10 protein-coding genes are annotated in these 11,951 nt (G+C 57.7%); all 10 read right to left on the reverse strand.

The genetic code is table 11. From position 1 onward, the window contains the following. Positions 1 to 76: 76 nt before the first annotated feature. Positions 77 to 298: a hypothetical protein gene (locus ACJ8J1_RS01305; RefSeq protein ID WP_033644041.1), complete on the reverse strand. Its 222-nt coding sequence runs from the start codon at positions 296 to 298 to the stop codon at positions 77 to 79. A 203-nt stretch (positions 299 to 501) separates the two neighbouring features. Continuing rightward, positions 502 to 1,053 carry a spermidine N1-acetyltransferase gene (speG, locus tag ACJ8J1_RS01310; protein ID WP_033644040.1) on the reverse strand — a complete coding sequence of 184 codons (552 nt, stop codon included), beginning with the start codon at positions 1,051 to 1,053 and terminating at the stop codon, positions 502 to 504. A 106-nt stretch (positions 1,054 to 1,159) separates the two neighbouring features. After that, positions 1,160 to 1,498 (reverse strand): hypothetical protein, encoded by a 339-nt coding sequence (locus ACJ8J1_RS01315; RefSeq protein ID WP_033644039.1) that lies wholly within the window; start codon positions 1,496 to 1,498, stop codon positions 1,160 to 1,162. Positions 1,499 to 1,543: 45 nt separating this feature from the next. Continuing rightward, positions 1,544 to 1,978, reverse strand: coding sequence for a toxin-activating lysine-acyltransferase (locus ACJ8J1_RS01320; protein WP_033644038.1), 435 nt, complete (start codon positions 1,976 to 1,978; stop codon positions 1,544 to 1,546). After that, positions 1,975 to 3,540 carry a hypothetical protein gene (locus ACJ8J1_RS01325; RefSeq protein ID WP_033644037.1) on the reverse strand — a complete coding sequence of 522 codons (1,566 nt, stop codon included), beginning with the start codon at positions 3,538 to 3,540 and terminating at the stop codon, positions 1,975 to 1,977. Before ACJ8J1_RS01325 ends, ACJ8J1_RS01320 begins: the two co-directional genes overlap by 4 nt. Next, positions 3,537 to 7,538: a non-ribosomal peptide synthetase gene (locus tag ACJ8J1_RS01330; protein WP_046687623.1), complete on the reverse strand. Its 4,002-nt coding sequence runs from the start codon at positions 7,536 to 7,538 to the stop codon at positions 3,537 to 3,539. Before ACJ8J1_RS01330 ends, ACJ8J1_RS01325 begins: the two co-directional genes overlap by 4 nt. A 354-nt stretch (positions 7,539 to 7,892) precedes the next feature. Next, positions 7,893 to 9,062: an ABC transporter permease gene (locus tag ACJ8J1_RS01335; RefSeq protein ID WP_033644036.1), complete on the reverse strand. Its 1,170-nt coding sequence runs from the start codon at positions 9,060 to 9,062 to the stop codon at positions 7,893 to 7,895. Next, positions 9,059 to 10,153 carry an ABC transporter permease gene (locus ACJ8J1_RS01340; RefSeq protein WP_033644034.1) on the reverse strand — a complete coding sequence of 365 codons (1,095 nt, stop codon included), beginning with the start codon at positions 10,151 to 10,153 and terminating at the stop codon, positions 9,059 to 9,061. The genes ACJ8J1_RS01335 and ACJ8J1_RS01340 overlap by 4 nt, the downstream gene beginning before the upstream one ends. Positions 10,154 to 10,212: 59 nt before the next feature. Next, on the reverse strand, positions 10,213 to 10,923 hold the full coding sequence (locus ACJ8J1_RS01345; protein ID WP_033644033.1) for an ABC transporter ATP-binding protein: 711 nt from the start codon (positions 10,921 to 10,923) through the stop codon (positions 10,213 to 10,215). Then, positions 10,916 to 11,950, reverse strand: a complete 1,035-nt coding sequence (locus ACJ8J1_RS01350; protein ID WP_080273402.1) for an efflux RND transporter periplasmic adaptor subunit — start codon at positions 11,948 to 11,950, stop codon at positions 10,916 to 10,918. Before ACJ8J1_RS01350 ends, ACJ8J1_RS01345 begins: the two co-directional genes overlap by 8 nt. Position 11,951: the final 1 nt, after the last annotated feature.

Consider the following 11,951-nt stretch of genomic DNA (forward strand, 5'->3'; position numbering starts at 1 on the left):
TTGTCGGTGATGATCAATATAATTGTTCATGTCGATAATGGCTGTGGCGGGCTCGGCGGTGCTGAAATGGTAATCCTTAATGCGCGCGGCCTTTAGCCGTAACCCGCAATACCAACCCCACCAACAGCAACGCAGCGCCCGAGGCATAGAGCGGGAACCAGCGCGTCCACCAGAGCGGGGAAAACAGCGGGGTGCTGTTGGGATCTGCAGGCGCGTAGCCGCTATAGGTATTTAGACCGGCGGCGATGGCGAGCATCGCCAGGCCGATAAAAAGCAGCAGGTTTGAAACTTTAGCCATTTACGTTACTCCTTCGTAGAAATTCAGAGGAAAGGTTCTTGTTATTGCGGTGCGTTACTGTTTCATCCACTATTCCGGTTAAATACGTTCTTGGCTTTTTTATCAGCTCATTTTCCGGTAAAAATGGCATCACCGAATACTAGCCGGTTATTCGCCAATAAAAAACCCGCCAGCGCGGGTTTTCTCTTTTTTCTCGCAGACCGTCACTTCACCAGCGGCTTATCGCCCGGCGTTTTGAACTTCGCCAGATATTGCGGCTGGAAAATGCACATGCGCAGCACGGTACGGTATTCGCCGTTGACGAAGAACTCGTCGATCAGCTCGCCTTCCACGTTGAAGCCCAGCTTGCTGTAGATGTGGATCGCCTTCGGGTTCTCCTTGTCGACGATCAGGTACAGCTTGTACAGGTTCAGCACCGAGAAGCCGTAGTCCATCGCCAGGCGGGCGGCGGTGCTGGCGTAGCCTTTGCCCTGGTGGGCGGGATCGATGATGATCTGGAATTCTGCGCGGCGGTGGATGTGATCGATCTCCACCAGTTCCACCAGGCCGACCTTGGCGCCTTCGTGCTCGATGATAAAGCGGCGCTCGCTCTGATCGTGGATGTGTTTGTCGTAGAGATCGGAAAGTTCGACAAAGGCTTCGTAGGGTTCTTCAAACCAATAGCGCATAACGCTGGCGTTGTTGTCCATCTGGTGGACGAACGACAGATCGTCCCGTTCCAATGGGCGTAACCTGACGCTGGCAGTGCTGGACATGTGGGCTCCTCTGTGCCGTGAAATTGTGCAAAGTATAACTTCACAGAATGGATGAAGGCGAAAAAAAACGGCGCCGCGTGGGCGCCGTTTAGGCAAGGTTCAGACTTCAGACGGTGCAGGTATTAGCTGGCCTGGCGACACTTATGGCCTCTGGTGGCAATGGAGTCTGCAATAAAATTTGTTCGGCGATTTCCGCCGATACTTTTTTAATCGCAACAATCAATTGAATTGCCGAATTTAGGACAACGCTTTTTATTTCTTCCACGCTTTTGCCGCGAAGAAACGAATGCAGGAAGACATCGCCAAACGCGCTATTGTTCAAGTCGCTGCGGGTTTTACAGGCCATCAGACGCTCAAATCCGTTATCGCTGTCATAGGGGCCTTCACAGAAAAATGCCGTTTCTACCGCGATTCGTTTGATCGCCATGAGTACAAATCCGTCCATCGAGGGGCTCTCCATTCGTTTTATTTAAGGAGCGGGCCGTGCGGATCAGGCCAGCGTCATTACCTTTCTCTTTCTGTTCTGCCAGCGCACCTGGCCCTCTCCCCAGGGTTTGAGCTTGTTGAAGCGCTTGATTGCCTGAGGTGCGAAACCGGGCCTGCAACAAAAATCGAGCAGCCATATCCTGTCTCCCTCATTCCATTCGGAAGGGTGAAGTGGGAACCCCGGATCGCGTTGCAATTGCGTTTCGGTGTCCTCCGTCAGACAGGCCCAGAGAACATAGGCCAGCGGTTGGTCATTGGTGTCGAAAAGAAACTTGATCTGCCCGTGCTGTATGGCAAATATCAAGCGCTCTTGAACGCTTTTTATCGGATGAAGGCTGTAATTTCGGTGATGTAACATGCAGCTCACGGCAAAACCAAGCTGCTCATAGTCTGACCATTGATCTTGGCCGCCGGCGGTTTCTCGAATATAGAGCGTCATGCTGGTTCATTTCTCCTGGAGGGGATGACAAGCGGCTGCCCGCCAAAGGTTTCTTTGGCGAAGGCCACCGCCTTTATCCGCATGTCGGTTAACAGTTGCCGCAAGCGTTGGTCGTCATCACCATTGGCCTCCACCAGAGCCGTGATTTCGTTGAGCATCTGTATTTTCCCGCACTGGGGGCGGGGCCGCAGCCTGAGGCGAGCCTGTTGCGCCATGCCTTTCTGAATAACGGTGGCATCGATTCTCTGGGCGCGGCAGGTTTCGACCAACCAATGATTGACCTGCGAGAAAGCGCGCAGGGTGCCCATAAAACGCGCATCCCGTGAGAAATCGTCATGCGTGGGGACGGGGTGCCCTTGGCTGCAGCGAATCAAGGTCACGACCAAACGTTCCAGCGGCGATTCGTCTCCCGCCATTTCCGCTGAGACATAGAGCTTTCGGCAACGGTGGATAAGCAGCTGCAGGAAATTGTTTGCCAGCCTCTCTAAGGGTTTTGGCGTCTCCGCCGGTGAGAGCAGGTCGATGGGAATGCCCAGTAGCGTCAAATAGCCACGGCAACAGGCCTGCTGAAAAAAATGCCAGAAATAGGTTTTTACCTGTTGCTGGGCGATGGCAATGAAAGGCCGATCAAACAGGTACTTCCCAAGGTAGAAGCACAGCTCGGATAGGCTGTTCTGAATGATTGCCGGTTCTCTCATCAATTGTGCAAACTTGAGCTGGTATTCGAAATCGTAACGATGATCGCTGGGGAATAAACAGGTTAGCCCGTTAAAATCCAATACCCTACCGTCCATGGTGATGTTGGAGGATGAGGTGGTCAACATCAGGAAGCGGGTGCGGCAAAACGCCATTTGCCGAGCCAGACGTTTGGTGAGCTCATACATCCCCTCAAGGCAGCGGCGCCGCGGATCGCGAGCGGCCTGTTCGCTGAAGCCCGCGGTGGGGACCGGCAAATAGTCCGGCAGGCGGCGAAGCACGGATTTAACCCGTTGAACGTCATGCATGAGCTGCCCTGCATATTCCGCTTTGGGCCGGAAGTAGGGCGTTCGTTCAAAATGTGCCGGGCGGACCAGGGGCTCGCGAACCAGAAGGGCGCGGCGAGAGCGGCCCTTTGTGCGGGTGAAATCCCCAAGGGTATAGCTGTCGGTGAGCAAAATCGCGTGGGTGCGCGCGGCGCCATAAGGCAACGTCTGCGCCAGCATTTCGCTCCATAGGGCTTCATAGATCGCCTGTTCGGCGCGCAGTTCGCCATTGGAGTGATACCAATCCGAACCTTGCCCGACCAGCGGATTAGCACCGATTCCTTTCACCTGGTAACGGCCATCAAAACCGCAGCGGGCGCCGCCGCCGTTACGTTGAATACCGCCTCCGCCGTAACGTTCCGCGTGGAAAACTTTGACGGCGCCTGGCGTATCGGGAGTGACCAGATAGCTGCACGCGGCGTGCAGCGCTTCGCCGTCTGCCTTTTCTTCGGCGGACCAAATGAGAGAGGACGTAACCCGGTGTGCCGTGAAAGGCACTAAATTTTCCGCCAGGTCCTTAAGTAAAAAAGAATCGCTCATTGGGTGATGTACTCTATGGTGTAGTTCAGTTCTGATACGGACGTGCGCTGCGCGAAACGAGCAAAAGCGGCGTCCAGATGCCCGGCGATATCGCGCAATGCTTCCGCCCTGGCCATCGCGGGGTGATCGCAGTCGATGTCGATATTTTGTATTCGTCCATGTACATAGGGGCGCCAGGCCTCCAAATCCAACCAGTCTTCTGCGCGCGGCGCTGCTGCCGTGAAGAACAGCAAATTACCGTAGAAGTGGCCGTGTTCCGACTGGCCGACCAGGCGGCGGCTATTAATCACCACGTCAATCAAGCGGTCGAGCGTGCCGTCATCCAGACTGGCCAGGGCGCTGCCGTGTTTTCGCAACAGGGCGATTGTTTCCGCGCGTTGCAGGATCTCGCCTTTCGGCACGACCAGCGAAGGCAATTCTTGATCGAAGGGCAAGGCGATGCCCGCAATGAACAACAGGGCGGCCAGCGCCAGGCTCTCCTCCTCTTCGCCATTGAGCGTTTCAAAAGCGAAGCGTCGCCACAGATCGCTGGGATAGGCATCCATCATCGCCAGCAATTCGACCTGCTGATCTTGTTGCTCTAGGTGGATGGCGACATTGTGGGCGATCATGCCGCCAACCGACCACCCGATGATCCAGTAAGGCCCCTCGGGCTGATGGGCGCGTATGCGCCTGGCATATTCTGCGGCCATTTCATCCATCGTTCGGGTGATATTGCTGCCCGGCGTCAGGCCTTGAGCTTGCAAGCCGACGATTTCACACGGCGTTTTGAGAAAACGCGCCAGGCCGCTGTAACACCAGGCGATGCCACCGGCCGGATGGATGCAAAACAGCGTCGGCAGCGCGTTTTGCGAAGCGCCGGCGCCAGGGCGCAGCAGCAGTGTGGCATCGAGCATATCCGGCGCTGAGTGCTGGCCTTGTTCGGCCAGCGCCCGGGCTGAAGGATGAGCAAAGATACTGGCGATGGTGATTTGCCAACCCAGGCCGGCGTTAATGCGGGCGGCGACATCAACGGCGCTCAGCGAGTTGCCTCCCAGTTCGAAGAAGTTGGCTTCAGGCGCCACGGCAGGCAGGCGCAGCGCATCGGCAAAATATTCGCACAGCCGTTGCTCCGTCAGGGAGGAGGGAATGCCACCGCCCTGTGATTGCGGGCTTTGCGGAGCGGGCAGCGCTTTTCTATCCAGTTTGCCATTGCGGCTGAGCGGCAGTTCGGAGAGAAACACCAGGCACTGCGGCAGCATGTAGGCAGGGAGATATTCCCGGCAGAGCGCTAGTAAGGCTTTTTCATCGGCCTCGGCGCCGCTGGCCACGACATAGGCGACAATGCGCCCGTCATGCATGTTGGCGCAGGACTGGAGCACCTGCGGATGTCGATTGAGAACCGCGTCAATTTCCTCCAGCTCAATACGCTGCCCGTGTATTTTTATCTGGTGATCCAGCCGCCCCAAATAGTCTATTTCGCCATTCGGGCGCCAGCGCGCCAGGTCTCCCGTGCGGTAAAGGCGCTTGCCGTCCGCCGTGGCGAAAAACCGTTCTGCCGTCAGCTCGGGTTGGCCCGCATAGCCGTCAGCGAGACAAATGCCCTCAATGTGCAATTCCCCTTCGATGCCAATGGGGGTGGTGTTGCCGAAGGGATCCAGCACGTGGATGCGCGTATTCCAAATGGGGCGGCCGATAGGCACGCTGCGCTTCTCGTCGCTGCAGCTCAGCGCGTGGTAAGTGACATCAATGGCGGCCTCCGTCGGGCCGTAAAGATTATGCAAAGGCGCCGTCAGCAATGTCCGCTGCCGTTGGGCCAGCTCCGGCGACAAGGCTTCCCCGCTGGCGAATACCCTGAGCAGCGGCAGCGGTTCGGGCCTGCGTTCGACGGCGTCGAGAAACAGCGCCAGCATCGATGGAACAAAGTGCAGCGTTGTGATGCGATGCTGCACGATGCAATTCAGCAGGTACGCCGGATCGGTATGGCCGCCGGGCCGCGCCATCACCAAGGTTGCGCCCCCGATCAGCGGCCAGAAAAACTCCCAAATCGACACATCAAAGGTGGCCGGCGTTTTCTGCAGCACGCGATCCTGCGTTCCGAGAGGATATTCGGCCTGCATCCATTGCAGGCGATTGGCCAAGGCAAGATGGCTCACGATCACCCCTTTTGGGGCGCCGCTGGAACCGGAGGTGAACAGAATATAAGCCGGATCTGCGCCGCTTTGCCGCGTGACGAGCGGCAATGCCGCGTCGCCCTGATGGGCGGCTAGTGAGTACAGCGCGGCGAGATCGAGCCGGGGAACGCTGTCCGGCAACCTGTCGTCATCGGCGCGATCGGCTATCAGCAATGCCGCATTGGCCTGCTCGAGCATCTTTTGCTGTCGCCGCGTCGGCAGTTCGGGCGACAGCGGCAATAGCGTGGCGCCGGCACGCATAATGGCCAGCAGAACCACTTCTAAGGCTACGCTGCGTTCAAGTGTGACGGCGATCACCTGGCCGCGAGCGCCTTGCAGATGGCGTTCAAGGGCATGCGCGCACCGCCGTGAGCGCAGTTCCAGCGCCGAATAGCTCAGCCGTTCGTTTTCGTCGAGCACGGCTAGCTGATGCGGAGTGGCTTGAGCCTGTTTGAGGAACAGGCCGAGGATCGTGTTGGCGGGTAACGGCTGGGCGGTGTCGTTCCATTGCGCGATTAACGCCAGTTCCGCCGGTGCTGGCAGCGTCAGTTGTTGCAGCGGAAGGGTCGGCGCCGCAACCAACTGCATGATCCAATGCAACAGCCGCCGCACATGCAATTGCAGCTCTGCGTGATGATGGCGCGCGGCATTGGCGATAAGACGCAGGCGGCGCGGTTGCAGGTCCGTACCCAGTTCCAGGTGGAGGTTAAGATCGCGTACGGGGCCGGTGGCGATATGTTTGACCGTGGCGCTTAGCTCCGCAAAATCGAGCGTCGCAGGCGGAGGCAAGATGTTCAGTTCGATGCCGTAAAGGGGCAGAGTATCGCCTACCCTGCCGATGGCTCGGCCGATCCATTCTCCGCGGTAGCGCTGGTGCGCGAGCAGCTCGCGCCGGCTGCGGGCGACGGTGGCGCAAACGTCGCGAAAGTGCGCGTGTTGCGGCAAATCCAGCAGAAGCGGCAGGATATTGCTGCGTGTGACCGCCGCCTGGGCGCCATAAGTATCAAGCCGCCCCATGCAGGGCAGGCCGAACAACAGTTGCCGCTCGCCCGACTGACAGCGGGAGAAATAGCTGGCGAACGCGCTGAGCAAGATGTCGGATAACGCGATCCCGCTGCTTTGGTAGAAGCTGCCCAGGGCTAGCGCCAGCTCGGTATCGATAACGGTCTCGACTTCCAACGTGTGCTCGGCCATGGCTTGCGCTGGCGCACCCAGAAAGGTCGGCGCAGGCAACTGCGCGCAGCGCTGCATCCAGTAGCGGTGATCGTCCGCATATTGCGCGCTCTGCCTGTAGAGGACGTCGTCCTGGCAGAGCGTGGTCAGTTTGACAAAGCGGCTGGGGAGAGGCGGCGTTCCTTGCAACAGCGCTCGGTAATGCTCCCCCGCACGGCGGTGGAGCAGGGAATAGGCGTAGGCGTCGAAAGCGATATGGTGTATTCGGGAAAACCATATCGCTTCGCGTTCATTCAAAACATACAGCTGATGTTCATGAAGATGTAAATTCTCCGGTCCCTGTTCCCGTTGCGTTATCTGTTCCATCGCGCGCCAGGCGAGCGCCTCCGGGTCTGCGTGATGGCTGAGATCGCAGACGGTCACGCGGCCAGCAGGCTGGCGGATGCCGAAAGACGGAGTGCCATCGATATCGAGGAAACGGTGGTTGAGCACCTCAATATCCTGCAGAGCCAGTTCGATGGCGTTGAGCAATAATGTCCGATTAATTTCACCGTGCAGGCGCAGGGCTTGCGCCGTCGCATAGAGTTTGGAAGAGTGGCTCGCTTGCGATGCGTACCATACGCCCTGCTGGGTGTCCGCCAGGGGGGTATTATTAAGGGATGAATCATTCATTTTTTCTCTGGCTCCTGTTCTGGAGTGGTACTCAAGTGCCTTGTCACCAGGCTTTCCATTTTCTTTTGGCCTGCAAAATCAAATCAATATCTCTGTGTAATTGATATTCAGTGCTTTGGGTTTTTCACCTAGCGCGATTTCATTCAATGAATGCCCTGCGCTCTTCGTTGGCGACAATGACCGGCGGGGGAAATTGCTTTGCCCTTATCGCCAAGGTCATCGCAAAATCTTCTGCCGCGTTTCGCCGGGCATACCGCAATAAATTAAGTAGCTATCATTTTTTAATCGCTATTGGGCCGCACCCCGGCGGCGACGCGCGGCTTGCTTTTCGCCGGCTCTCTGTTGCGCCCGGCATTATTTTCCCTTTGTCGCTGCGCGAATGGCCGGCAGCACAAACAGTGAGGCGATAAAGCTGATGAATACGCCATAAGCGATACTGATCATCTGCATTTTTCCGCTGACCATCATGGGGAACACCAGCTCATGCGCGTGGCCAAACGTGGTGAACGTGATGCCGTTGAACAGCAACATGCTCAACAAGGCGCCAATGGAAGAGCCTGCCAGGCCCAGCAAGAGGGTTTGGCAGAGATAAGACACATCAATAACCCTGCCGAATCCCAGCAGCAGCGTTATTGCCAGCTGGTCTTGTTGGTTGGCAATGAGCGATTCACACAGCGCGATGATGCCCGCAGTCACCGACACCCCCGCCAGCAATGAAAATAACAGGCCGAACCACAGCAGCACCTGGCCCAACCCTTCGCTGCTGCCGGCATAGTAGGTTCGGCTGTCGCTAATGGCGACTCGGTCATTGAGCGTCCCCTGGATGGCTTGTTGCAGTTGCTCGACAGAGGTGACATTGCTGGTCAATGCCACCAGGTTGTAATCGAGTCCCGCGCCCCAGCTGGTGCGGATATGTTCCAGATCGGCCATGAACTCGGACTGCCGCGGCGAACCGCCGGTGGTAAATTCACCGACGATTTTCCAATCGCGGTCGTGCAGGCGTATGGTCTCGCCCACGTGGAACGCCGGATAATGCCGCGCCAATGACGCGCCGACGACGAGCTCATTTTGCCCCGGCTGAAATGCTCTGCCGCGGGTGAGGGTGACCAGCGGTTGCCCGTTGTTCGCGTTCATCAGCGTGAATGCCGCCGGCGTTACGCCGCGCACCAGATACTCTTTCTCCACGTTGTCTGGGCGGAGCCGCACCAGGACAACCCACTCCGGCGAAGCCGCAACAAGGCCGGGCAAGCGCGAAAGTTGCGCCGCCTGCGTTCGCGTTATCGTGCTGGTCAGTTCGGAAGAGGAGTCTTTGCTTTGCGCAAAATACAGGCCGGGTTCCGCACTCGACTCCAGCGCGCCGATCAGCCCTGCGCGCAGTGAAAATAACGATGTCACAATGACCGCGAGAAAAATGAAGCTGGATAGAATCGCGGTGAAATAAAGCGGCCGCCGCCACAGGTTGCGTAATCCAATGCCCAGCAATATCCCGAGCTGGTGGATTTTCGAGGATGAACGCGGGTTCATTTTCTCTCCTCCTGCAGGCGAGCGATTTGCAAGAGGGAGGGCAATGCGCAGACCAGGGATAAAATAAAGACCAGCAGGAGGCCGATGGCATAATCCTGGAAATGCGGCTCAACGGCGTTTAATACGGCGGGGAACAGCGTCGGCAACAGCAGAATAAAAATAACCGACAACACTATGCCCACGATGGCACCCGCCAAGGTGATGGCGCCGAGTTGCACGGCAACCGCTTTAATCAACTGTGATTTGCGAAAACCCAGATAATTAAGGGTGCGGTAGTCGCTCAAGGCTTTATGCGTCATGACATAGAAGTTGGTGCTGAGCAGCAGCGCCAATAACAGGCACAGCGCCAGATTGACCCAAAAAATCACGCGATGGAAATCGAACAATTTACTCATAAACAATTTTATATGCATGCGTACGGGGGCTGTCTGCGTGGTGCCGCGCAACCGCTCCGCGCCAAACAGGGCATCAATCTGCCGGGAGAGGTTCTCGGCAGACATGCCGGGTTTAGGGGTCGCCATAAAAAAACTCACCAGCCGCTTGCCATTTTGTCTCACGCTGTCGAGGTAGTCATAATGCATCCAGACCGCGGGAGGGGTGTCGGTTTGGGTTTCTTCAACGATGCCAGTAATGTAAAGATCGAGAATGGGGTTAGGCGCGAGCTTCCAAATCGCGGATGAAAGCGGCAGCCGATCGCCCGCTTTTAAGCGATATTGCGCCGCAAAACGGCTGTCGACCAGCACGCCTTGCCGGTCATTCTGCCAACGCTCCAGTAAGCCCGGCGCTATTTTTAAAGAGGGGATCATGGCGAAGTAGTGTTGGTCTTCTACCGCGATAGCGGGCACGAACCATCCGGGGTGGCGATAGTAAGCACCGACCCAAACTCCCCAGCTCAGCCGATCCAACGCCGGCAGTTGACTCATTTTCTGATGATAAAACTGCGGCAGCAGCATTTGGGAACTGAGTGCATTCAGCACCAGTAGCCGGTTGTCTGCGCCGGGCGGATCGCTTGCCTTTAAGCTGAAGGCGCGATCAAAGGTCAGCATGAGCAGCAGCAACATGACGCCGCTGGCGATAAACAGCAAGATCATGATAAATCTTCTCGACTGCTCAGTGGCGGAGCGCCACAACCAGAGGTAAAACATGGCTCTCATGGCATATCCCTACGGATCAGCTTGCCGTCCCTGAGTTGGAATTGGCGCTGTGCCCGCGCGGCGACCTGAATATCATGCGTCACGACGATGATAGCCTTGCCCTGCTCCCGGCTCAGTAGCGTCATAATATCCATAATTTCCTCCCCCGCCTCCTGGCTGAGATCGCCGGTAGGCTCATCGCACAGCAGCAGATCCGGATTAGTGGCTATCGCACGCGCAATGGCCACGCGTTGGCGCTCTCCTCCGGAGAGTTCATCCGGCAAGTGGCGGCGCCGGTGTTCCATCTGAACCAGCTCCAGCGCGGCGTCGACGCGTTGCCGGCGCTGTTTGGCGTCCATATGCCAAAGGTGCAGGGGGAGGGCGACATTCTCCTCGGCGCTGAGCACGGGCAACAGGTTATAAAACTGAAAGACGAAGCCAATATGGCGGGCTCGCAGCGAGGTGCGTTCTTCAGGTCGCAGCCGATGCAGCGAATGCCCTTGCAAAAATACCTCGCCCCGATCGCAGACATTAACGCCGGAGATTAGATTGAGCAGCGTCGATTTCCCTGAGCCGGATGGCCCCATGATGCTGACCATCTCGCCGCCGTGCAGGCTAAAATCAAGATCGTGCAATACCGTGATGTGCTCGCGCCCTTTTTTATAGTCTTTGCCGGCCTGTTGCAGTTGCACGACCGGATCGCTCGGCGCGGTTGCCGTTTTATTCATAAAAATCTACCTGAATTGACATATTATGTTTCAGCCAGGGCTGTTGCTGAGCGAGCTTGATAATGACTAAAACCGCCGCGCGTTGCTCATCCACCACCGAAGAGATAAGGCTGACGGTGCCTGAGATCTGTCGATCGGGGAGGCCATCCGGCTTGATTGTCACTCGTTGTTGGGGCGCGACTTTCGCCAGCTGGCTTTCGGGCAGCCAAACTTCGGCATCAAAATTATCCAAACCGACAATGGTGGCGATCCCCGTGCGGGTGAAACCGCCGCCGGCGGAAATGGGCGAGACCGTTTCCCCCGGGGAGGCGTCTAACGACACCACCTGGCCGTCGAAGGGCGCGCGGATAATCGTACGCAACAGGTCGATTTCACTGGCTTTTATCTGCCAGCCCACTTGTTGTAATTCTGCCTGATATTGGCGGCGCTGCGCCTCGAACGAATCCAACTCCGCTTTGGCGCTGTCGACATCATCCTGGCTCACATAGTTGAGCGGCAACAAACGGTTCAATCGCTGCAGCTGATTGCGCGCGCGCGGCAGGCGGGACTCTGTCTGCGCGAGTTTGCCCGCCGCGATTTGCTGGCTGGCCTGGAGCGACGCAAGCTGCGCTCTTAGCGAACGCCCGTCGAGTGATGCCAATCGCTCGCCTTTTTTTACCTTGTCCCCGCGTTGCACATAAATCTCTTGCACCGTTCCCGTAATCTCTGCCGAAACGGTGGAGAGGCGCGAGGCCTTGATGAATCCTGCGGCCGTGACTGCAGATGCGGCCGCCGCAGGGGGCGCTGGCTCGACAGGTGCTGCGGTGTTGGCCTGAGGCTCGGCGGCGCTGGCGCGCTCGGCCGCTGCTGGCTGGGTAAACCATGCCCTGCCGGCAACGAGACCTAAGGCTAACGCCAGCGCAATCGCTCCGACGAGCGCCGCTTTGCGCCATGGCCGCCCGCGCGGCGGAGTATGAGGCGAGTTCAGCAGGTGCAACGCCTGCTGGCGGGCGGCGTTGCGCGGTGCCTCTGAAGATGGGGAACGCATA

The organism is Serratia sp. CY37869, from assembly GCF_052168895.1.
GTDB classification, from domain to species: domain Bacteria; phylum Pseudomonadota; class Gammaproteobacteria; order Enterobacterales; family Enterobacteriaceae; genus Serratia; species Serratia ureilytica.